Origin of the sequence: Pantoea sp. GbtcB22, assembly GCF_019091025.1 — a bacterium.
Taxonomy (GTDB): domain Bacteria; phylum Pseudomonadota; class Gammaproteobacteria; order Enterobacterales; family Enterobacteriaceae; genus Pantoea; species Pantoea leporis.
The window spans coordinates 1018755-1039500 of record NZ_JAGXKB010000001.1; the positions used below are offsets into that span (position 1 = coordinate 1018755).

The 20746-nt window shown below is 54.2% G+C and carries 23 protein-coding genes and 3 tRNA genes; 13 read left to right on the plus strand and 13 right to left on the minus strand.

The features are described from left to right. The first annotated feature begins 157 nt into the window (after positions 1-157). A complete protein-coding gene (locus tag KVT28_RS04810) occupies positions 158-328 on the plus strand; it encodes a hypothetical protein (RefSeq protein WP_167391169.1) in 171 nt (56 codons plus the stop codon). A gap of 128 nt (positions 329-456) precedes the next feature. Here the strand turns inward: KVT28_RS04810 and KVT28_RS04815 are convergent. The 6 genes from KVT28_RS04815 to uvrY all read right to left on the minus strand — a co-directional run bounded on the left by KVT28_RS04815 (position 457) and on the right by uvrY (position 4117). Beyond that, positions 457-542 (minus strand) — tRNA-Leu (locus tag KVT28_RS04815). Positions 543-553: 11 nt separating this feature from the next. Next, positions 554-627: transfer RNA gene (locus KVT28_RS04820), tRNA-Cys, on the minus strand. A 42-nt stretch (positions 628-669) separates the two neighbouring features. Then, positions 670-745, minus strand: a tRNA-Gly gene (locus tag KVT28_RS04825). Between the two features lie 270 nt (positions 746-1015). After that, the gene (pgsA, locus tag KVT28_RS04830; RefSeq protein WP_008102316.1) at positions 1016-1564 is read right to left on the minus strand and encodes a CDP-diacylglycerol--glycerol-3-phosphate 3-phosphatidyltransferase; all 549 of its coding nucleotides are present in this window, start codon (positions 1562-1564) and stop codon (positions 1016-1018) included. 68 nt (positions 1565-1632) lie between these two features. Further along, a complete protein-coding gene (gene uvrC / locus KVT28_RS04835) occupies positions 1633-3465 on the minus strand; it encodes an excinuclease ABC subunit UvrC (RefSeq protein WP_101760896.1) in 1833 nt (610 codons plus the stop codon). Then, positions 3458-4117: a UvrY/SirA/GacA family response regulator transcription factor gene (gene uvrY, locus KVT28_RS04840; RefSeq protein ID WP_008102320.1), complete on the minus strand. Its 660-nt coding sequence runs from the start codon at positions 4115-4117 to the stop codon at positions 3458-3460. Before uvrY ends, uvrC begins: the two co-directional genes overlap by 8 nt. 430 nt (positions 4118-4547) lie before the next feature. Between uvrY and KVT28_RS04845 the strand changes: the two genes are divergently transcribed. After that, positions 4548-4775 (plus strand): DUF2594 family protein, encoded by a 228-nt coding sequence (locus KVT28_RS04845; protein ID WP_007887303.1) that lies wholly within the window; start codon positions 4548-4550, stop codon positions 4773-4775. 32 nt (positions 4776-4807) lie between these two features. Here KVT28_RS04845 and KVT28_RS04850 read toward each other — a convergent pair whose 3' ends face one another. After that, positions 4808-5419 (minus strand): acyl-homoserine-lactone synthase, encoded by a 612-nt coding sequence (locus tag KVT28_RS04850; protein ID WP_101760897.1) that lies wholly within the window; start codon positions 5417-5419, stop codon positions 4808-4810. Positions 5420-5540: 121 nt separating this feature from the next. Further along, a complete protein-coding gene (gene sdiA / locus KVT28_RS04855) occupies positions 5541-6263 on the minus strand; it encodes a transcriptional regulator SdiA (protein ID WP_101760898.1) in 723 nt (240 codons plus the stop codon). A gap of 553 nt (positions 6264-6816) precedes the next feature. Between sdiA and KVT28_RS04860 the strand changes: the two genes are divergently transcribed. Then, positions 6817-7491: a DUF4396 domain-containing protein gene (locus KVT28_RS04860; RefSeq protein WP_217547019.1), complete on the plus strand. Its 675-nt coding sequence runs from the start codon at positions 6817-6819 to the stop codon at positions 7489-7491. Here KVT28_RS04860 and KVT28_RS04865 read toward each other — a convergent pair whose 3' ends face one another. Next, positions 7492-8190: an extensin family protein gene (locus KVT28_RS04865; RefSeq protein ID WP_217547021.1), complete on the minus strand. Its 699-nt coding sequence runs from the start codon at positions 8188-8190 to the stop codon at positions 7492-7494. A gap of 408 nt (positions 8191-8598) precedes the next feature. Between KVT28_RS04865 and cycA the strand changes: the two genes are divergently transcribed. Continuing rightward, positions 8599-9990 (plus strand): D-serine/D-alanine/glycine transporter, encoded by a 1392-nt coding sequence (cycA, locus tag KVT28_RS04870; protein WP_101760901.1) that lies wholly within the window; start codon positions 8599-8601, stop codon positions 9988-9990. 101 nt (positions 9991-10091) lie between these two features. On the opposite strand, the gene KVT28_RS04875 is transcribed toward cycA, so the two are convergent. Both KVT28_RS04875 and rutR read right to left on the minus strand, forming a co-directional pair. Then, entirely contained in the window at positions 10092-11066 is a 975-nt protein-coding gene (locus KVT28_RS04875; RefSeq protein ID WP_101760902.1) for a metal-dependent hydrolase, read from the minus strand. A gap of 23 nt (positions 11067-11089) precedes the next feature. Then, positions 11090-11725, minus strand: a complete 636-nt coding sequence (gene rutR, locus KVT28_RS04880) for an HTH-type transcriptional regulator RutR (RefSeq protein WP_110865882.1) — start codon at positions 11723-11725, stop codon at positions 11090-11092. Between the two features lie 307 nt (positions 11726-12032). Here rutR and rutA point away from each other — a divergent pair, with 307 nt between their 5' ends. The 6 genes from rutA to rutG are packed head-to-tail and all read left to right on the plus strand — an operon-like array spanning position 12033 to position 16983. Continuing rightward, complete coding sequence (gene rutA / locus KVT28_RS04885) at positions 12033-13124, plus strand: pyrimidine utilization protein A (protein ID WP_049851054.1); 1092 nt, start codon at positions 12033-12035, stop codon at positions 13122-13124. Continuing rightward, positions 13124-13834 carry a pyrimidine utilization protein B gene (gene rutB / locus KVT28_RS04890; RefSeq protein ID WP_110865881.1) on the plus strand — a complete coding sequence of 237 codons (711 nt, stop codon included), beginning with the start codon at positions 13124-13126 and terminating at the stop codon, positions 13832-13834. The genes rutA and rutB overlap by 1 nt, the downstream gene beginning before the upstream one ends. Positions 13835-13876: 42 nt before the next feature. Further along, complete coding sequence (gene rutC, locus KVT28_RS04895) at positions 13877-14272, plus strand: pyrimidine utilization protein C (RefSeq protein WP_101760905.1); 396 nt, start codon at positions 13877-13879, stop codon at positions 14270-14272. After that, entirely contained in the window at positions 14272-15075 is an 804-nt protein-coding gene (gene rutD / locus KVT28_RS04900; RefSeq protein WP_101760906.1) for a pyrimidine utilization protein D, read from the plus strand. The genes rutC and rutD overlap by 1 nt, the downstream gene beginning before the upstream one ends. Positions 15076-15090: 15 nt before the next feature. Beyond that, positions 15091-15612: an NADH-dependent FMN reductase RutF gene (rutF, locus tag KVT28_RS04905; RefSeq protein WP_217547024.1), complete on the plus strand. Its 522-nt coding sequence runs from the start codon at positions 15091-15093 to the stop codon at positions 15610-15612. A 45-nt stretch (positions 15613-15657) separates the two neighbouring features. Continuing rightward, positions 15658-16983, plus strand: coding sequence for a pyrimidine utilization transport protein G (rutG, locus tag KVT28_RS04910; protein ID WP_110865877.1), 1326 nt, complete (start codon positions 15658-15660; stop codon positions 16981-16983). Here the strand turns inward: rutG and KVT28_RS04915 are convergent. Both KVT28_RS04915 and KVT28_RS04920 read right to left on the minus strand, forming a co-directional pair. Then, positions 16980-17894 carry a DMT family transporter gene (locus KVT28_RS04915; protein ID WP_217547026.1) on the minus strand — a complete coding sequence of 305 codons (915 nt, stop codon included), beginning with the start codon at positions 17892-17894 and terminating at the stop codon, positions 16980-16982. The genes rutG and KVT28_RS04915 overlap by 4 nt on opposite strands. 109 nt (positions 17895-18003) lie before the next feature. Further along, positions 18004-18168 carry a general stress protein gene (locus KVT28_RS04920; RefSeq protein ID WP_061717065.1) on the minus strand — a complete coding sequence of 55 codons (165 nt, stop codon included), beginning with the start codon at positions 18166-18168 and terminating at the stop codon, positions 18004-18006. 296 nt (positions 18169-18464) lie between these two features. Here KVT28_RS04920 and wrbA point away from each other — a divergent pair, with 296 nt between their 5' ends. Genes wrbA through KVT28_RS04935 form a run of 3 tightly spaced genes read left to right on the plus strand, consistent with a single transcriptional unit; the run spans position 18465 to position 20746 of the window. Continuing rightward, positions 18465-19064: an NAD(P)H:quinone oxidoreductase gene (wrbA, locus tag KVT28_RS04925; protein WP_217547028.1), complete on the plus strand. Its 600-nt coding sequence runs from the start codon at positions 18465-18467 to the stop codon at positions 19062-19064. A gap of 21 nt (positions 19065-19085) precedes the next feature. After that, positions 19086-19316, plus strand: a complete 231-nt coding sequence (locus tag KVT28_RS04930) for a YccJ family protein (protein ID WP_007887329.1) — start codon at positions 19086-19088, stop codon at positions 19314-19316. Between the two features lie 56 nt (positions 19317-19372). After that, positions 19373-20746, plus strand: a complete 1374-nt coding sequence (locus tag KVT28_RS04935) for an NAD-dependent succinate-semialdehyde dehydrogenase (RefSeq protein ID WP_217547030.1) — start codon at positions 19373-19375, stop codon at positions 20744-20746.

Here is a 20746-nt window from a genome sequence, read left to right on the forward strand (position 1 = left end):
GGATTGAGACGAAAAACGCCGGAAATCCGGCGTTTTTTATGGTTACTGCCGCGCTTCGCTTGCGAAATTTGCTGTCACTGACTTTGCTTAGCTCATGGTCAATCCTTTGATCTCTTTGGGATTGGTTACTCAATCGCTTAATTATAAGGAGCAGCAGATGAACGTTTTAGCAAAAGCAGCATTGGTGACGTTAACCTTGGTATCGCTGGCGGGTTGTATGCACAAGAGTGATGCGGTCGGCAACGATGGGCGCCCACATGCGCCAAGTAACCAACCGGTGCCGGGTGCCAGCGAAGGTGCAGGTCCGGTGGGACAACCGCAATCGTAATGACTTGCCCGGCTTAGCCGGGTTTTTTATTGGCGATGAGGTAAGGACAAAAACAAAAAAACCGCCCTTGGGCGGTTACGACATTACTGCTTATTGCTTTATTTTATTCGTTTTATCGACTGCAAATATGGTGCCCGGGGCGGGACTTGAACCCGCACAGCCATAAGCCGAGGGATTTTAAATCCCTTGTGTCTACCGATTTCACCACCCGGGCAGGGTATAAATTGGAGGCGCGTCCCGGAGTCGAACCGAGGTAGACGGATTTGCAATCCGTTGCATGGCCACTCTGCCAACGCGCCTTTAATCTGATATGTAATTCGTTGAATACGAACCACTAAATTTGGAGCGGGAAACGAGACTCGAACTCGCGACCCCGACCTTGGCAAGGTCGTGCTCTACCAACTGAGCTATTCCCGCATAATCTTCGTCTTTCAATTTGTTGCTGCGTTAGCTTCCTTAACTCACACAGGTCACTTACTGAAGTAAGCTCTCTATGATTCGTTCAGTTGCTGCCTTGCTACAAATTGAAATACTCGATTCTGTATTTCTTCATCGAACTTGCTGATTTTGTTCAGCTTCTTGCAGGCTTGCTGCCGTTCGATGCGATGCATTCTACTTATCTGACGCAGTGAGTCAACAGAATTATCCACACACTGCGTCCGTTTGCTGCTTTTTAAATCGCATCGATCAGCTATCGAGCAAATCGCCGCGCGCTGCGCTTAAATACTGGAACATTGACCAGAACGTCAGCACGGCTGCGATGTACAGTGCGACCACACCCACGCCAACCACCGTGGCTTCTGGACGCCACAGCAGGGCAAACAGCGAGAACATCTGCGCGGTGGTTTTCACCTTGCCGATCCACGACACTGCCACGCTGCTGCGTTTGCCGATCTCCGCCATCCACTCACGCAGCGCAGAGATAATGATTTCACGCGCGATCATCGTTGCCGCAGGCAGCGTAATCCACCACGCGTGGAAATGCTCCGCCACCAGCACCAGCGCAATCGCCACCAGCACTTTATCCGCAACCGGATCGAGGAACGCGCCAAAACGCGTGGTCTGCTTCCAGCGACGCGCTAAAAAACCATCAAACCAGTCAGTAACCGCAGCAATCACAAAGATCAGTGCAGTAGCAAAGGGAGCCCATTGAAATGGCAGATAAAACGCCAGGACAAAAAAGGGAATAAGTACGACTCGAAACAGGGTAAGACACGTCGGAATGTTAAATTGCATATGCCAGTAACTGTCTGGTGTGAGTAGGGTTTCATGTATGTTGCTACATTGCCCCCCCTCTTTCAACGTTAGTGTTTCAGTGAGTAGTAGATTTTTTCCGCCAGCGCGGTGGAAATTCCCGGCACTTTGGCAATCTCTTCGACGCTGGCATTCATCAACGGTTGCAGGCCCCCCATATACTTGAGCAGCTGCTGGCGCCTTTTGGGCCCCACGCCTTCAATACTTTCCAACGCACTGGTGTTCTTCACTTTGGCGCGTTTTTTCCGGTGACCTGAAATCGCATGATTGTGAGAGTCATCACGAATATGCTGAATCACATGCAGCGCAGGCGAGTCCGGCGGTAAGGAAACGCCCTCACCTTCCGCTTCAAAGAACAGCGTTTCCAGCCCGGCTTTACGATCGCTACCCTTCGCCACGCCGAGTAAAATCGGACGATCTTTATCCCAGGGTACATTCAACTCGGCGAAAACCTGTTTCGCCTGCGCTAACTGACCTTTACCGCCGTCGATGATGATCACGTCGGGGATTTTGTCCTCTTCCAGCGCTTTGCCGTAACGACGGCGCAGCACCTGATTCATCGCCGCGTAATCATCGCCCGGCGTGATGCCCTCAATGTTGTAGCGTCGGTAATCCGAACGCAGCGGACCATCACGGTTGAACACCACGCACGACGCAATGGTCTGCTCGCCCATGGTGTGGCTGATGTCGAAGCACTCCATGCGATGAATGGTGTCGAGCTCAAGGAACGTCGCCAGCGCCGCCAGACGCTGCTGAATGGTCGAATGCTGCGACAGCTTGGTAGTCAGTGCCGTTGCCGCATTGGTGCGCGCCAGTTTCAGGTAGCGTGCACGGTCACCACGCGGCTTACTTTGAATGTTCACTTTACGTCCCGCCAGCGCGCTCAGCGATTCCGCCAGCAGCTCACGTTCCGGTAGTGTAAAGTCCAGCAGAATTTCCGCCGGCAAAGTGCGCGCTTCACTGCCTTGCAGATAGAACTGCCCGACAAAGGTTTGTACCACTTCGGTCAGTTCGGTATCGGCAGGTACTTTCGGGAAGTAGCTGCGGCTGCCGAGCACTTTGCCCTGACGGATAAACAGCACGTGCAAGCAAGCCATGCCAGCATCAAAGGCCACGCCCATCACATCCAGGTCTTCACCCTGATTGGAGACAAATTGCCGCTCGGTTACGCGTCTTACCGCTTGAATCTGGTCGCGTAAAATCCCGGCCTCTTCAAAACGCAGTTCCTCACTGGCATTTTCCATGCGCTTGACCAGCTGATTAATCACCTGATCATCTTTCCCCGCGAGGAACAAACGCACGTAATCGGTTTGCTGCGCATACTCCTCTTCGCTAACCAAGCCGGAAACGCAGGGTCCAAGGCAGCGGCCAATTTGATACTGCAAACACGGGCGCGAGCGGTTGCGATACACGCTGTTTTCACACTGGCGAATCGGGAATACCTTCTGCAGCAGCGCGAGGGTTTCACGTACCGCATAGCCGTTCGGAAACGGGCCAAAGTATTCGCCTTTGGCGTGCTTCGCGCCACGGTGCATCGCCAGACGCGGATGGCTATCGCCACTGAGGAAAATGTAAGGATAGGATTTGTCATCGCGCAGCAGCACGTTATAGCGCGGCTGGTAGAGCTTGATGTAGTTATGCTCCAGCAGCAGCGCTTCCGTTTCGGTGTGCGTCACGGTGACGTCGATGTTCTGAATGTTGCTGACCAGAACTTCAGTTTTGCGACTGCCCACCTGCGTACGGAAGTAGCTGGTCAGGCGCTTTTTGAGGTCTTTGGCTTTACCAACATAGATCACCGTGCCGGTCGCATCGTACATACGGTAGACGCCGGGTTGGCTGGTCACGGTGCTGAGAAAGGCTTTGGAATCGAAAACGTCACTCACTACTGATTAATGGCTCCGCATTGAACAAGCCATGTCGAATGGCCAAATGCGTTAACTCGACGTCGCCACTGATATTCAACTTGCTGAACATGCGATAGCGGTAACTGTTAACGGTTTTAGGGCTGAGACTGAGTTGTTCGGAAATTTCCGTCACTTTCTGCCCGCGTGTGATCATCAGCATAATCTGCAATTCCCTTTCCGACAAACAGCTGAAGGGGGATTCGGCTTTTTGCGGTTCGATCTGGCTGAGTGCCATTTGCTGGGCAATATCCGAAGCGATATAGCGTTGCCCTGAATGCACCGAGCGAATCGCACTCACCACTTCCTGCGGCGCGGCGCCTTTACTGAGATAACCCGCTGCGCCCGCCTGCATCACCTTCGCCGGCAGTGGATTTTCAGTATGAATGGTGAGCATGATGATGCGGATATCCGGGTTAAAGCGCACAATTTTGCGTGTCGCTTCCAGGCCGCCAATACCGGGCATGTTCATGTCCATCAGCACTACGTCAACCGGATTGCTGCGGCACCATTTCACGGCGTCTTCACCGCACGCCGCTTCACCCGCAATAACGAGGCCTTTCATATCTTCCAGAATGCGGCGAATACCGGCGCGTACCAGTTCATGGTCATCAACAAGAAGCAGGCTGATCAACGGGACGTACTCCGCAGGTTAAGAAAGGGAAATATATTTCAGAACGGTCATCTTACCGGTTTTCAGGTGGAAAAAACATCTACAGTCACAGATAAATCTCAAATGAACTGATGCAAATCAATAACATTTCTTTGATCCAGCTTTTACTGCAAAGGGCAATGAGATGCAAAATGAGATAAGTTAAATTGTTATTAATATCATTAAGTTATAATTTATAGCTCGATTTTATTGTCGCATTCCGATCGCCTGGTAAATAACAGCTAAACGCCAATTCTGGTTGCTGACAAATAGCGCAATGCGCAATTAAAAAGCGGTCTGACTTTTACCGCTTCGCTTCATTAAAATTCATCTGAAAACCCTATGATATACTCTCTTTCTTACGCACAGGAAGAATGTGTCAACATTGAGTAATACCCCCAAGGAGTCAATTATGAGTGATGAAGATTTCGCAACTTCACGAGACACGCAGGCGCTGGCCGACGAAGTCGCCTGTCTGAAAATGATGGTGACGCTGATTCTGAAAGGAATGGGTCAAGCCGATGCCGGTAAGGTGATCATCAACATGGAGCGTTATGTGCAAGCTTCGTTAGGCGATAAGCCGCAGGCGGAAGTGTTTAATAATACAATTCGTCAGATCAAAACCGCTTACCGTCAATAAGCGATGTGCCCCGCGCGAAATGCGCGGGGTATTTAGCTGTGTGATTGCCAGTTTACTGAAACACCCAGCGACGGCAGCACCTCTTCCGGGCTAAAGCGTCGTGTACCCCGATATTTCTCCGCCAGCGCCGGTTGATCAACCGGAATGCGAATGGCAAACAGATTGTCTTCAGATTGGATCAAGCCCGGTGAGAGCGGCTCGTAGACTACCTGATGCTGTTCGAACATCTTCTCAAGCATTGGCGTCGCCGAACTGATCAAATACTCCATGCCGCTCAGTTCTGCTAATTGCACCGAGTGCCACAAAATACTCAGCGGTAGCTCCGCGTCCACCTCAAGGCGCGCCGAGAAGCGCGACATTTCCCATACCTTTTCCTGATCGAAAGGCAGAATAAAACCTTCCGGCACCTCAGGTTCATGCCACGGCAACAGACGTGCGCAGCCGCAAATACCCTGACGAGCGTTCCAGGCAATCAACCAGGTGACATCCGAACGATCAAAACGATCGTACTCTTGCCCTGGCGTACTCAATCGCGGTGGAATCGACCACCCTTCGCCGCGCGCAAACACGCTATAGCGATACGTTCCCAGTTCTGCCAACAGTGAGGACGGCATATCCTTAAGCTGTGTTTGAATTACTTTCATCATGCGCCTCTGACATCCCCATGTATGCAATGATTTCTTTGAGCCAGCCTGGCAACGTTGCGCGCAGGGTAGACAACTGACACGGGAGAAGGAACTACTAAAATTAGTAGTTGCTTTTTCGCTATATCAGGCCAACCGCAGCGGCATAACAGGCAATCTGCGTTTTATTGGAAACATTAAAACGCTTTTGCATATTCTTTTGGTGAAAATTCACCGTATGTTCAGATATGGCTAAAATAAGTGAAATTTCCGCCGACGTTTTTCCTTCCGCCGTCCATTTTAAGATTTCTAATTCACGCTGACTAAAATCGTTAGATAAAACGACCATAGAATCGTCATTCAAACGCTCCAACACGCGCAAACTCAGTTCCGCCAGAAGATGCAGTTTCACCTCAAGCTCTATGCGCAAGTGTTGGGTCTTACTGTGAAGTGTCGATGCAATAGATAATATACCAATGGTACGATTTGGTGCCATTGCTGAGCAGGAAAAGCCGCTCATTAATCCCGCGGCGTTGGCTTCTGCCCACAAATTGCCCGCACCGGTAAATAAATCGCGCGTCCATTCAACACCCCGTCCCGGCCGCTGACAGAGTAATAGCACCGGATCGACCTTATAATAGTTCTCGCTTTCGTAGCGTTTTACCCAGCCTTCCGGGTATGTACTGAACAAAAACAAGCGCGGCCGGGTAAAGGGCACCGGATGCTGAACCAAAAAAGCGAAGTAATCGAAACCCAGCTTTTCAATCTGCTGTTGCAATAGGGATTTCAATTGCGTCACTTGCGTTAGCGCCAGAAATTCATTTTCCATTTCGCCTCGCCAGACGAAATAATTATCGGTCGTCATTATTGCCTTAGCGCTGTTTCACGCTTTTACATTCTGAAATTAGTTCGTGTTAACGCAAAAAATAAATTAGCCAGACAAAAAATATTGATTGAAAAAGGAGCAAATTTGCCAGCAGCTAGCATAACTCTTCTACTGTCAATGCGTTAACGTAATGAAAATGTGTAAGTTCACGTTAATTGTTAACAGGTTCACAACTTTAATTCCTCAGCAGATTAGAATAGGATTTTTCTGAAGTAGTTTCAATCATCCAGTTGATTGAAAATGATCGTTAGATTGATAAATTTTTAGCATCGTCATTAACTAAAATTATTGATGCAAAAAGCAGATTGTTTTGCTGTGAAAGGGGTTTGTACGGTGAATGAGTTTTGACTTAATGTTAATCCCACCTATTTCTGCGGTTAAGATAATACATTAAGTAATGATGTGATTTCTCTCACGCTGATTAACGGCTACGCTTAATGCTAGCGGAGTGAAAAGATGCATTGGAAGACAGTGCTTCAGTAAGGCTCAGGCGCATTGTCGCATGTAGGTGGGAAACTTAGCGGAACTGACTATGTTGAACCAGTTTGCATTACCTTTCCTTGTTCTGGGCGTCTGCACTGCCCTGATGATTTTAAAAGATCTTTTTCGCCATCCACATCCGGTGGCGGTGATGAATATCATTTGGCCATTAACCGGTTTGTATATGCCTTTTATTGGCTGGATCGTCTGGTGGTACTTAGGCCGTAAACCATCACAACAGCAAAAACTTGCGCTATTGGTTCCACAAAAAATACGCAGTAACGCCAGCTGGCAAACTATATTTATTTCCACGTCATTATCCGCAGCGGCTTGTATATTTGGCGATATAATGACAATCCCGATAGTCACTTTACTAAAACACTTTGCCATTAATCCGACGATAGGGATGCAGGCGCTTATTTGCGTTATCGCTTCATTGTTTATGGGATTATTTTTTCAATTTCTGGCGATTCGCCAACTTGAAAAACATTCATTTGGCAGCGCATTATATTTGGCGCTGAAAACCGAAATTTTCCCCCTGCTGATTTTTCAATTAGGTATTTTTATCTTTATGGCGTTGGCCCTAAAGTTTGTGCTGAACGAGCAGGTCAATCCGCTGCTGGCGGCATTCTGGTTTATGCTGCAACTGGCCATAATGATTGGCTTTATTTTCTCCTGGCCGGCTAATCATTTCCTGATAAAACGTGGGCTTAATCCTGCGGTATAGCTAACGGCAGTAACCCGAACCGCGCATGCCAAGATGAAAATGGCTGGCATGCGCGGCGTTATAATCGGGCCCCAGCGCGTTACCGAACGTCGCACAGCCGTTACGCCACAGCGCATGCAGTCCTGACGCCGCATCCTCAGGCTGTTGCCAGTTTTTTCCTACCTGCAACCAACGCCCATTTGCCAGCTGAAATCCGGTAATATCCCAGGCATCGGCGCTGGCGTGCTCACTCAAACGCCCTTCCTGACGATGATAAATATTGCGACAGGCGTAGCTGCCAACATGGGCAATGCGTTTCAGCGGACTGTTGAAACCGGCCTGACGTAATGCGCTGTCGCTGTTAATCACAAACATGGTGCTGGCCACCGCCATCGGACAGCTGGCGAGAAAACTGCTGCTCAGCGTGACGTCACCGTAGCCGCTGATGCGTAGCGGCTGCTCAATCGGGCAATTCCCTTGCATTGGCGGCACGGCACGAAACTGCACCAGCCGCTGTTCACTGGCTTGCCGCATCACCGCCAGGCAGGCAGCCGGATCGCCACTCAGCTTTTTTAGCTTGTAACGCGTCATCCAACCGGGCGGATCGGTAACGTTGAGCGGTGTAAAGGGGTTCCACTGAGGCGGCAGATGCGTTTTCAACCACGGCAAACTAAACCAGCCGCATACAGCCAACAACGCGACGGCGAACAGAGCGCGCACAATGCCTCACTTTTCCTGATGAAATGAACTAACAAGTGTAGAAGTCATGTGCGCGGAAAGTGACGTAAATCGCTTAATTGTTGAAGATTTACGCAAAATGACTGCGCTTTAAACTCTGTAAATAATTACTGACAGAGCAAAGCACGTAAAAGGTCACAAAGGGGGAAAAACCATTACCGAAACGGGTTGGCTTTCCACTATCTTATGCCACTTGCCTGGACAAAGGCTCATAACGAATGCCCTAAATAATGTGAGCCGCAGGAAGGCGGCAAGTGTGTGAATCATGGGGAGCTTAATTTAGTCAGTTCCTGGGGTGAACACGCGTAGCCAACGCATCTGCGGCTTGAAGTATGACGGGCAAAACAGCCAATAGAGCTGACACAACATCTCGACAGGAAAGAAAAATTTATGGTTGATCAATCAAAAGAGGCGCTCGCTACGGCCGAACAGCCGGATAAACTCCAGCGTAACCTGCATAATCGTCACATTCAGTTAATTGCTATCGGTGGCGCCATCGGCACGGGGTTGTTTATGGGCTCGGGTAAAACCATCAGCCTCGCGGGCCCGTCGATCATTTTCGTCTACATGATCATTGGCTTTATGCTGTTCTTCGTCATGCGCGCCATGGGCGAACTGCTGTTGTCCAACCTCGAATACAAATCCTTTAGCGATTTCGCTGCCGATTTACTCGGTCCGTGGGCGGGCTATTTTACCGGCTGGACGTACTGGTTCTGTTGGGTGGTGACCGGCATTGCCGACGTGGTGGCCATCAGCGCCTATTTCCAGCTGTGGTTCCCGGACTTCTCCATCTGGATGAGCGCCCTGCTGTGCGTCTTTGTCTTCCTGGCTTTGAACATCGCTACGGTGAAGCTGTTTGGTGAGATGGAGTTTTGGTTCGCGATTATCAAAATCGTCGCCATTGTGGCGCTGATCATCACCGGCATTGTGCTGGTGAGCATGCATTATCCGTCGCCGAACGGTGGCACCGCGTCCCTGAGCAACATCTGGGATCACGGCGGCATGTTCCCGAAAGGCTTGAGCGGCTTCTTTGCTGGCTTCCAGATTGCGGTTTTCGCCTTTGTCGGCATTGAGCTGGTCGGCACCGCGGCAGCAGAAACCAAAGATCCGCACAAAGTTTTGCCGCGTGCAATTAACGCCATTCCGCTGCGCATTATTATGTTTTACGTGCTGGCGCTGATGGTCATCATGGCGGTGACGCCGTGGAATCAGGTGCTGGCGAATCGCAGCCCGTTCGTTGAGATGTTTGTGCTGATCGGCTTGCCTGCCGCCGCCAGCATCGTCAACTTCGTGGTGCTGACCTCCGCCGCCTCGTCCGCCAATAGCGGTATCTTCTCCACCAGCCGCATGTTGTTCGGCCTGGCGGAACAAGGCGTAGCGCATAAAGCCTTTGGTCGCCTCTCGGCGCGTGCGGTGCCAACCACCGGCCTGTTCTTCTCTTGTCTGTGTCTGCTGGCGGGCGTGGCGCTGATCTACCTGATTCCGGATGTGATGACGGTGTTCACCATGGTCACTACGGTGTCGGCGATTCTATTTATGTTCGTCTGGACCATCATCCTGTGCAGCTATCTGGCGTATCGTAAGCAGCATCCACAGCGTCATGCTGAATCGAAGTTCAAAATGCCGCTGGGCAAGTTTATGTGCTGGGTATGCATGGCGTTCTTCGCCTTTGTGCTGGTGCTGCTGACGCTGCAGGAAGACACCCGTCAGGCGCTAATGGTCACGCCGCTGTGGTTTGTGATGCTGACCATGGGCTGGTTGTTACGTCGTCGTAAAGCCTGATTTATCACGGCTACGTTAAGGCTGCCTTTTGAAAGAAAGTGCAGCCTTTTTCTTTTTTGACAGAAAGCGCACCTCATCAGCAAACACGCTTCACCACGAAGTCACAATCTCTCCCGCAGCTTATGCCACGCCTCACCCAATGCAGGACGCACCGAAGGTTCACGCTGCGGTGCTAGCTCCGGCGACTGCGGCGATCCCAGATTGAAGGTAAAGGTGTAATCCGGCTCTTCCCCCATCCGCAAATCGCTGATCAACGTGCGATCGCCCTCCTGCTTCATTGCGTAAAACCCATGACTAAACCACGCTACACGCTCGGCGTGCCATTGCCCTTTGAACGGCGTAAACAGCGCGGGTTGACGATCGTGCCAGCTTATCTGCAGCGAACGCCCCGGTGACAACAGCGACCAATAGGCTTCGCCATAACGCTCTGGCGTCATGATCACCGTGCGCCACACCAGCGTATTAAACGCGGTTGGCGTCACCAGTAGTTGCTCCGGTTGCACTGATTGCTGCGCCAGCGCTTGCTCAATGTGTTGCGTCGCCATGCTCTGTGCCACCATGCTCCAGCCGAGATAAAGCGTACTCACCAATAATCCCGCCTGATTCCAGCGCAAGCCCACAGCATCGCGTCGCCACAGGGCGACGAGCAGCGCAATTAGCAATGGCAAGGTATACAGCGGATCGATGATATACATGCTGCCAATGGCATAAGGGAAATCGGTGAGCGGCAGGCCCAGCTGCGTACCGTAAACGGTGGTGAGATCCAGCAGCGGATGCGTCACCAGCGCCAGCCACATCGCCAGCGTCCAGCCGCGCCAGTGCGCGCGACTGCGTGTCGCACCGGCCACCAGCCAGCCGAGCAGCGGTGCAATTAAGGTGAGGATTATCAGCGCATGACTTTCGGTACGATGCAGCGTCATATTGCGGATGGCATCGCCGTGATCGATAAACACGTCGAGATCCGGCAAGGTGCCCGCCACCGCGCCCACCAGCGCCGCTTGCCACAGCGGGACGCGCTTGCCCATCACCGCAACGGTGACCGCCGCGCCTAACGTCAGTTGTGATAACGAATCCATGCACTCTCCTTGAAAACGCGGGATCAGCGCACGCGGATCCCTTCAATTATCATGCGCTGCACGTTTTCCAGCGTCTGTTCAAAAAACGCCGCATCGTTCAACGTCTGGCCGGTAATCGCTTCCACCTGTGAGGCGAAATCCGCATAGTGCTGCGTAGTCGCCCATAGCAGGAAAAACAGGTGCTGCGGCTGCACACCCGCCAACCGACCTTCGGCGATCCACTGTTCGATAATCGCCGCTTTCTCATCCACCAGCGCTTTTAAATCACCGGCCAGTTCACCTTTCAGCAGCGGCGCGCCCTGCAACATCTCAAGGCAGAACAATCGCGAAGCTTGCGGATGATCACGCGAGACTTCCAGCTTAAGGCGAATGTATTGACGTATCGCGGTCAGCGGATCGTGATCGTGCTGCAGCGCGCGCAGCGGCGCCAGCCACACATCAAGAATCTCTTTTAAAACAGCCACATACAGCACTTCTTTCGACGGATAGTAATACAGCAAATTGGTTTTGGAGACGTCGGCGCGCTCCGCCACTTTATCCAGGCTGGTGCCGTGAATACCGTATTGCGAGAAGAAGGTTAACGCCGCTTCCAGAATGGCTGCCCGCTTTGCGGCGACCGCTCGCGAACGGCGTCCCGGTTTTTTTTCATCGCTTTTCACACTGTTACCTCTTCCGTCCTGCGTCAACGCATCATAACAAAGGCCTTCTTTCCTGCCTAATCGCCCGCCTGCACCTTTTTTGACCATGCGGCGCATGAAAAACGTGCAAAACGTTTTGACCAAACGGTCTGAAATGGACCAATTACTCCAGTTTAGAACAGGCGATACTTTTAACGCATTGTTATTTATCTCTTTTAAAAATGTGGCACAGCCTTTGCAATTTTGTGATGGAGCGCCGCCCGCAGGATGCGTGCAGGAAGCAGCGCAGCGCGTGAAGCAGTCCCCGTCTAATGCAGAGAGGTTTCACATGAAAATTGGCGTTTTTATCCCGATTGGTAATAACGGCTGGCTGATCTCCACCCATGCGCCGCAGTACAAACCGACTTTTGAACTGAACAAAGAGATCGTGCTGAAAGCAGAGCATTATCATTTCGACTTTGCCCTTTCGATGATCAAACTGCGCGGCTTCGGCGGCAAAACCGAGTTTTGGGATCACAACCTCGAATCCTTCACGCTGATGGCGGGACTCGCGGCGGTGACCTCACGCATTGAGATCTACGCCACCGCCGCCACGCTAACCTTACCGCCCGCGATTGTGGCGCGTATGGCCTCCACCATTGATTCCATCTCCAATGGCCGCTTCGGCGTCAACCTCGTCACCGGCTGGCAGAAACCCGAGTACGAGCAGATGGGCTTGTGGCCGGGCGATGCTTACTTCTCCAGCCGCTACCAATATCTGACCGAATACGTCACCGTGCTGCGCGATTTGTGGGGCACCGGCCAGAGCGACTTTAAAGGCGAGTTCTTTACCATGAACGATTGCCGCGTCAGCCCGCAGCCGCAGAAACCGATGAAAGTGATCTGCGCCGGCCAGAGCGATGCGGGCATGGCGTTCTCGGCGCAGCACGCCGATTACAACTTCTGCTTCGGCAAAGGCGTCAACACGCCAACTGCCTTCGCGCCAACCGCCGCGCGTATGAAGCAAGCTGCCGATAAAGCGGGCCGCGACGTCGGTTCCTATGTGCTGTTTATGATCATTGCCGCCGAGAGCGACGAAGCCGCACGCGCCAAATGGGAGCACTACAAAGCCGGTGCCGATGAAGAGGCGCTCGCCTGGCTCACCACGCAAAGTCAGCAGGACACCAAATCTGGCAGCGACACCAACGTGCGCCAGATGGCCGATCCGACCTCCGCCGTCAACATCAATATGGGCACGCTGGTGGGTTCTTACGCCAATGTGGCACGAATGTTGGATGAGGTTGCATTAGTCGATGGCACGCAAGGCGTGTTGCTCACCTTCGACGACTTCCTGCAAGGCATCGAAGATTTCGGTGAACGTATTCAGCCCTTAATGCAGTGTCGCCACGATTTAATCGCATCCCAGCAGGAGGTTGCCTGATGAGTACCGTTGTTTGCGCCCATACCTCAAGTTTACCGAACGTCACCTTGCCGGCGCGCCCGGAAGCCATCGCGCTGCCGCCCGCGCAAAGTGCGCTGATTGTGGTGGATATGCAGAACGCCTACGCCACGCAAGGCGGCTATCTCGATCTGGCGGGCTTTGATGTCTCCGCTACCAAGCCGGTGATTGCCAAAATCCATCAGGCGGTCACCGCAGCGCGGGCCGCCGGGATGCAGATCATCTGGTTCCAGAACGGTTGGGACGACCAATACGTTGAAGCCGGTGATGCCGGATCGCCTAACTTCCACAAATCTAATGCGCTGAAAACCATGCGCAAGCGCCCGGAGTTACAGGGCACGCTGCTGTCGAAAGGCGGCTGGGATTATGCGCTGGTCGATGAACTGGTGCCGCAGGCCGGCGATATCGTACTGCCGAAACCGCGCTACAGCGGCTTCTTCAACACCTCGCTCGACAGCATGCTGCGCAGCCGTGGCATCCGCCATCTGGTGTTTACCGGCATCGCCACCAACGTCTGCGTGGAATCGACGCTGCGTGACGGCTTCTTCCTGGAATATTTCGGCGTGGTGCTGGAAGACGCGACCTATCAGGCGGGTCCGGCGTTTGCCCAGCAGGCGGCCATTTTCAATATCGAAACGTTTTTTGGCTGGGTCAGCGATACCGACACCTTCTGCGAAACGCTGAAAAGCTAACGCCTCGATTCACCTGCAAACCGATAAGAAGAGGATTTCGCCATGCCTAAAAGTGTGATTATTCCGCCCGGCACCGGTATGCCCATAGCGCCATTCGTGCCCGGCACCTTAGCTGACGGCGTCGTCTACGTCTCCGGCACCTTGCCGTTCGATGCCAACAACAACGTGGTGCACGTCGGTGATGCCGCCGCGCAAACGCGTCACGTGCTGGAGACCATTAAAAAGGTGATCGAAACTGCCGGCGGCACCATGGAAGACGTGACCTTCAACTCGATTTTTCTCACCGACTGGAGCAACTACGCAGCGATTAACCAGATCTACGCCGAATACTTCCCCGGAGATAAACCGGCGCGCTTCTGCATTCAGTGCGGCTTAGTGAAACCGGATGCGCTGATCGAAATCGCCAGCGTTGCGCATATCGGCAAACAGGAGGCGTGATGCATCTGGAGATCCAGGGTTTAACCACTGAAGATGCGCCGACGCTGGTGCTCGCTTCCGGTTTAGGCGGCGTCGCCGGTTTCTGGCAACCGCAGCTGGCGGCGCTGACGCCGCATTATCGCGTGGTGACGTACGATCAGCGCGGTACTGGCCGCAGCGCCGATACGCTGCCGGACGGCTACAGCATGACGATGATGGCGGCGGAACTGGCAGAAACGCTGGAACAGCACGGCATTCAACATTACGACATTATCGGCCATGCGCTGGGCGGCTTAATCGGCCTGCAGCTGGCGCTGGACTTCCCGCAGCGCGTGGGCCGCGTGGTAGTGATCAACGGCTGGCTTTCGCTGGATGCGCACACGCAGCGCTGCTTCCAGGTGCGTCAGGATCTGCTGATGAACGTCGGCGTCGAAGCCTTTGTGCGTGCGCAGCCGCTGTTCCTCTATCCCGCGGAATGGCTGGCGCGCAATCAGGAGCGCATTAACGCTGAAGATGCGCACCATGTCGCCCATTTTCAGGGCATGGAAAACCTGCTGCGTCGCTTGCATGCATTGAAAAGCGCGGATTTCCGCGCACATGTGGGGCGCATCTCCCAGCCGGTGTTGGCGATCTGCAGCCAGGACGATCTGCTGGTGCCGTGGAGCTGCTCACCGCAGCTGGCGCAGGCGCTGCCCAACGGCAGCCTGATTGAGATGGCCTGGGGCGGACACGCGATGAGCGTCACCGATGCCGACAACTTTAATGCGCTGCTGCTGCGCTGGCTGGCCGATACGGCTGCGCCTGCCCAGCGAGCGGCCAGCTAATCACAGGAGCCGCCAATGAGCGTGCATGAACTGCCAGTTTTACCCGGTGTAGAACACGATGCGTTTCGTAACGCGATGGCGTGCTTAGGCGCGGCGGTGAATATCATCACCACCGACGGTCCCGCTGGACGCGCCGGATTTACCGCCTCGGCGGTGTGCAGCGTTACTGATACGCCGCCTACGCTGCTGGTTTGTCTTAATCGCTCAGCGTCGGTGTGGCCGATTTTTCGCGACAACGGTTATCTCTGCGTTAACACCCTGGCCGCCGGGCATGAAGATCTCTCGACGCTATTTGGCGGCAAAACGCCGATGGCAGAACGCTTTGCCGCCGCTGACTGGCACACGCTGGCCAGCGGTTCACCGCTGTTAGACGGCGCGCTGGTGTCGTTTGACTGCAAAGTGGCACAAGTGGTCAGCGTGGGCACGCACGACATTCTGTTTTGCGAAGTGCAGGCGCTGGTACGCAATGATGAAACGCACGGTCTGGCATGGTTTGACCGTGGCTATCATCACCTTTTACGGCAGGACGCCCGCTAACGCCGCCTTGTGCGGCCCGCTTTCACTGACACCCTGGAGATGACGATGGCGAGTTCCTGGTTCCCCCGCTGGCAGAAAAAGTCAGCCATGACCGATGATGGGCTGATTGCGCCGGACGAAACGCTGCCGTTTGCGCAGACGGTCGTGCTAGGCCTGCAGCATGCTGTGGCAATGTTTGGCGCAACGGTGCTGATGCCGTTGCTGATGGGACTGGACCCCAATCTGGCGATTCTGGTTTCGGGCATCGGTACGCTGCTGTTCTTCCTGGTCACCGGCGGGCGCGTACCCAGTTATCTCGGATCCAGCGCGGCGTTTGTCGGCGTAATCATCGCGGTAACCGGCTTTAACGGTCAGGGACTCAACCCCAACCTGGCGCTGGCGCTGGGCGGCGTGATTGCCTGCGGCGCGCTCTATACGCTGATTGGCCTGATCGTGATGAAGGTCGGCACCGGCTGGATCGAGCGTCTGATGCCGCCGGTGGTCACGGGCGCGGTGGTGATGGCGATTGGTCTGAACCTGGCGCCAATTGCGGTGCACGGGGTGTCCGGCTCAATGTTTGACAGCTGGATGGCAGTGATGACGGTGCTGTGCATTGGTCTGGTGGCGGTATTCACGCGCGGGATGATCCAGCGCCTGCTGATTCTGGTCGGTCTGATTGTTGCGTGGGCCATCTATGCACTGCTAACCAACGTGATGGGCTTCGGCAAACCCGTGGATTTCAGCGGCCTTGCCAACGCACCGTGGTTTGGCCTGCCGCACACCACCGCACCGATCTTTGATATGCAGGCCATCGTGATGATCGCGCCTGTGGCGATCATTCTGGTGGCGGAAAACCTCGGGCACATTAAAGCCGTGGCGGGCATGACCGGGCGCAATCTTGATCCCTGGATGGGCCGCGCCTTTGTCGGCGACGGTCTGGCAACCATGCTGTCGGGATCTATCGGCGGCAGCGGCGTCACCACCTACGCGGAAAATATCGGTGTGATGGCGGTAACCAAAGTCTATTCAACGCTGGCCTTTGTGGCCGCCGCGGCGATCGCTTTGGTGCTTGGCTTCTCACCGAAATTTGGCGCGCTAATCCACACCATTCCCGGTCCGGTGATTGGTGGCGCATCGATTGTAGTATTTGGTTTGATTGCGGTGGCAGGCGCACGCATTTGGGTGCAGAACCATGTGGATTTTAATCAGAATGGCAATTTGATCATGGTGGCGACCACGCTGGTGCTGGGCGCCGGTGATTTTGCCCTGAAGATTGGCAGCTTCACTCTTGGCGGCATCGGCACCGCCACCTTTGGTGCCATCATCCTGAACGCGATTTTACAACGTCGCGGCGCCGCGCTGGCGAACGAGGCGGCACGGCAACACCCTTAAGGCTCGAGCGGTGCCTGATCGGGCACCGCTTTCTTGCGGCGTATACGCAGTTCGCTGACGATCACCCCACAAACAATCAGTGCCGCGCCCAGCAGCGCAGCAGCAGGTAGACGCTCGCCCGCCAAACGCCCTACCACGCCCGCCCACACCGGTTCACCGGCGTAAATCACCGTGGCACGCGTCGGTGAAACGCTGCGTTGCGCCCAGTTCATCGTCACCTGAATTAAGGCGCTGGCCGCGCCCAGACCCAACGCGCTCAGCAGCAACGGCGTTGACATGGCAGGAACCAATTCGCCATTCGGGATCATCAGAACAAAGGCGCAGGCCGATGCCACCATCAGCTGAATCAGCGTGACGCGGCGTACATCGACCTGTCCGGCATAACGGCTGATCAGGATGATCTCCGCCGCGATTGCCAGCGTGCTCAGTAAGGTGGCGATTTCACCGGCATTCAGCGTCAAACTGCCATCCTGCGGACCCGCCACCAGCACTAAACCGGTAAACGCCAGCAAAATGCCCAGCCACGCCATCAATCCCGGCGGACGGCGCAGGAATAACCATTGCAGCAGCGGCACCACCGGCACGTAGAGCGCGGTGATAAACGCCGACTGACTGCTGGAAATGGTTTGCATGCCCCAGGTTTGCAGACCGTAGCCGCCGGCAATCGACAGGCCAATCAGCGCCCCGGCTTTGATTTCCAGCCAGGTAACTTGCTTGAGATAACGACGGAAGAAAAAGGCCAGCAGCAGCGATGCCGTAGCAAAACGTAATCCCACAAAAAAGAACGGACCGGAATGGGCCATCGCCCGGTGTACCACCAAAAAAGTGCCACCCCAAACCATGGTAATAAATATGAGCACCAACTCCTGACGCGAAATACGCAGGCTGAGACGAGAAGAAGAAGCGGACATAACGCACCAGAATAATCAGTTGGCGGTCAGTTTGCTCAGAGAGCGGGGAAATTGCAATGCCTGTCACCGCCGGGCGAACCCGGCGGCCGGGGATTAACGGTCAGTCGCGCTATTTCTTGCCGCGGCTGCGTCCCCCTTTTTCACCGGCTACAGACGCGCGCTGTGGGTCGTTTCTAAAATTACCCCCGCTGTTTTTGCCGCCTTTGCGACCCGCTTCTGCGGCCCTTTCACGGTCCTCTGCGAAATTGCCTGATCCTCCACGATGTTCGGCCATCATTTCCTCCACGGATTGAGCATCCAGATTAGGGGCTTATCACGATGCTGCCGTGAAAAGCCTGGCGGCGGATATTCCGCACACCTGATTAAATAATAGACACCGTAGCGGTGAGATCGGCCTGATATTCACAATTTGAAACAGATAATTCACTCATTTCACTGCGAAAAAGCAAATTTACCGCCGCGTTACAAGCAGTTAGCCGACACTTATTGGCACCTGCTTAACCTCTGTACAGCAGCCTGCGCAGGCTCTTCTATACTTTTGAATACTCACCACCCAGCAGGATGAAAACCATGGCAAAGATTTTGGTGCTCTATTATTCGATGTACGGACATATTGAAACCATGGCGCAAGCCGTGGCAGAAGGTGCAAAGAGCGTGAGCGGCGCGGAAGTTACGATATTGCGCGTGCCGGAAAGCATGGATGCCGAACGTTTCGCCCAGGTTGGCGGCAAAGTGAACCAAGCCGCGCCTGAAGCGAAACCGGAAGATTTGCCGCAATACGATGCCATCATCGTTGGCACGCCCACGCGCTTCGGCAACATGGCGGGGCAGATGCGTAACTTCTGGGATCGCACTGGCGGCCTGTGGGCTTCGGGCGCGCTGTACGGCAAAATCGCCAGCGTCTTTGCTTCCACCGGTACCGGCGGCGGCCAGGAGCAAACCATCACTTCCGTCTGGACCACCCTCGCCCACCACGGCATGGTGATTGTTCCCATCGGTTATGGCACTAAAGAACTCTTCGACATCTCCCACGTACGCGGCGGAACGCCCTACGGCGCCACCACCCTGGCGGGCGGAGATGGATCACGTCAACCTTCGGCGGAAGAACTGGATATTGCCCGTTTTCAGGGCCAACACGTCGCCGGACTGGCGGTAAAGCTACAGGGATAAAATCCACAACAGGAGACCTTCATGACAACAGAACAGTCGAAAGAGCATCACGTAGGCGAATGGGCATCACTGCGCCACACTTCACGCGAAATCGCTGAAGCCATTTTTGAGGTAGCCAACTACGACGAACGTTTAGCCGAGCAGATCTGGAGCCAGCAAGGCAGCGATGAAGTGCTGATTCGCGCCTTCAAAAAGACCGACCAGGATGTTCTGACCTGGGACGATAAAACGGTCGAGCGCAAAAACGTTTGAATTGCAGGCGGGCATTGTCCCGCCTTTGTTACCTTTACATCACCAAGGAGCCTTGTATGTCAGCCTATCAAAGTATCAATCCAGCCAATAACCAACTGCTAAAAGCGTGGAACGAGCACGATGATTCCTATGCACAACAGGCGCTGGAAACCGCAGATGCGCTTTATCATTCCGCGTGGAGTAAAGGCGATATTCAACCGCGTCTGCAGGTGCTACACCGTTTAGCCGATTTGATTGACCAACGGGCCGAAGAGCTGGCGACCATCGCCAGTAAAGAGATGGGCAAACTGATTGGCCAGAGCCGTGGTGAAGTAAAAATCTGTTCGCAGATCGCCCGCTACTACGCTGAACATGCCGCGACATTTTTACAGCCGCAACCCTACGCCAGCGATGTGGGCGATGCCTGGCTTGAGTACCATCCGATTGGCGTGATCGTCGCGGTCGAGCCGTGGAACTTCCCTTACTATCAGCTGATGCGTGTGCTGGCGCCAAACCTGGCGCTCGGCAATCCGGTGCTGGCGAAACACGCCAATATCGTGCCGCACTGCGCCGATGTGTTTGAAAAGCTGGTAGAAGAAGCCGGTGCGCCAAAAGGCGCATGGACCAACCTGTTTATCTCCACCGATCAAGTCGCGGATTTGATTGCCGATCCGCGCGTGCAAGGCGTGGCGCTGACGGGTTCCGAACGCGCCGGTAGTGCCGTGGCGGAACAGGCCGGTAAACACTTGAAGAAATCGACGCTGGAGCTGGGCGGTAACGATGTGTTTGTGGTGCTGGACGATGCCGATATCGATGAAGCGGTACGTCAGGGTGCGCAAGCTCGCCTCAGTAACTGCGGCCAGGTCTGTACCGCCGCCAAGCGCTTTATTTTGCATGAGAAAATTGCCGATACGTTTATGGCCAAATTTAGCGCGGCTCTGCAATCGGCCACGCCGGGCGATCCGCTTGATGAGAAAACCACGCTTGGTCCGCTCTCTTCAAAAGATGCGCGCGATCGTTTAGTGAAGCAGGTTGAGGAAGCGGTGCAAAATGGCGCGCGCGTGGAGTTTGGTGGACGCGCCATTGATGGCGTCGGCTGCTATTACCAGCCAACGGTGCTCACCGGTCTGACGCCAGACAATCCTGCTTACTATCAGGAGTTCTTTGGCCCGGTAGCACAGGTGTATGTGGTGGCGGACGATCGTGCCGCTGTGGCACTGGCGAATGATTCAAATTACGGCCTGGGCGGTTCAGTCTGGACCAAAGACATTGCGCGCGGCCGTAAGATGGCATCGCAGATTGAAACCGGCATGGTGTTTATCAATTCGCAGAGCGATACCTCCGCAGAGCTGCCGTTTGGTGGCGTGAAACGTTCCGGATACGGACGTGAGTTATCGGATCTGGGGATTAAAGAGTTCGCCAACCAAAAATTAGTGGTCATCGCCGGTTAA

Bases quoted from the DNA above. Each gene is read 5' to 3' on its own strand.
- KVT28_RS04810 (WP_167391169.1), top strand. From the start codon at position 158: ATGAACGTTTTAGCAAAAGCAGCATTGGTGACGTTAACCTTGGTATCG.
- pgsA (WP_008102316.1), bottom strand. From the start codon at position 1,564: ATGCAATTTAACATTCCGACGTGTCTTACCCTGTTTCGAGTCGTACTT.
- wrbA (WP_217547028.1), top strand. From the start codon at position 18,465: ATGGCAAAGATTTTGGTGCTCTATTATTCGATGTACGGACATATTGAA.
- rutC (WP_101760905.1), top strand. From the start codon at position 13,877: ATGCCTAAAAGTGTGATTATTCCGCCCGGCACCGGTATGCCCATAGCG.
- rutD (WP_101760906.1), top strand. From the start codon at position 14,272: ATGCATCTGGAGATCCAGGGTTTAACCACTGAAGATGCGCCGACGCTG.
- rutG (WP_110865877.1), top strand. From the start codon at position 15,658: ATGGCGAGTTCCTGGTTCCCCCGCTGGCAGAAAAAGTCAGCCATGACC.
- rutA (WP_049851054.1), top strand. From the start codon at position 12,033: ATGAAAATTGGCGTTTTTATCCCGATTGGTAATAACGGCTGGCTGATC.
- KVT28_RS04935 (WP_217547030.1), top strand. From the start codon at position 19,373: ATGTCAGCCTATCAAAGTATCAATCCAGCCAATAACCAACTGCTAAAA.
- KVT28_RS04860 (WP_217547019.1), top strand. From the start codon at position 6,817: ATGTTGAACCAGTTTGCATTACCTTTCCTTGTTCTGGGCGTCTGCACT.
- KVT28_RS04920 (WP_061717065.1), bottom strand. From the start codon at position 18,168: ATGGCCGAACATCGTGGAGGATCAGGCAATTTCGCAGAGGACCGTGAA.
- KVT28_RS04930 (WP_007887329.1), top strand. From the start codon at position 19,086: ATGACAACAGAACAGTCGAAAGAGCATCACGTAGGCGAATGGGCATCA.
- KVT28_RS04915 (WP_217547026.1), bottom strand. From the start codon at position 17,894: ATGTCCGCTTCTTCTTCTCGTCTCAGCCTGCGTATTTCGCGTCAGGAG.
- cycA (WP_101760901.1), top strand. From the start codon at position 8,599: ATGGTTGATCAATCAAAAGAGGCGCTCGCTACGGCCGAACAGCCGGAT.
- rutB (WP_110865881.1), top strand. From the start codon at position 13,124: ATGAGTACCGTTGTTTGCGCCCATACCTCAAGTTTACCGAACGTCACC.
- KVT28_RS04850 (WP_101760897.1), bottom strand. From the start codon at position 5,419: ATGAAAGTAATTCAAACACAGCTTAAGGATATGCCGTCCTCACTGTTG.
- sdiA (WP_101760898.1), bottom strand. From the start codon at position 6,263: ATGACGACCGATAATTATTTCGTCTGGCGAGGCGAAATGGAAAATGAA.
- rutF (WP_217547024.1), top strand. From the start codon at position 15,091: ATGAGCGTGCATGAACTGCCAGTTTTACCCGGTGTAGAACACGATGCG.
- KVT28_RS04845 (WP_007887303.1), top strand. From the start codon at position 4,548: ATGAGTGATGAAGATTTCGCAACTTCACGAGACACGCAGGCGCTGGCC.
- KVT28_RS04875 (WP_101760902.1), bottom strand. From the start codon at position 11,066: ATGGATTCGTTATCACAACTGACGTTAGGCGCGGCGGTCACCGTTGCG.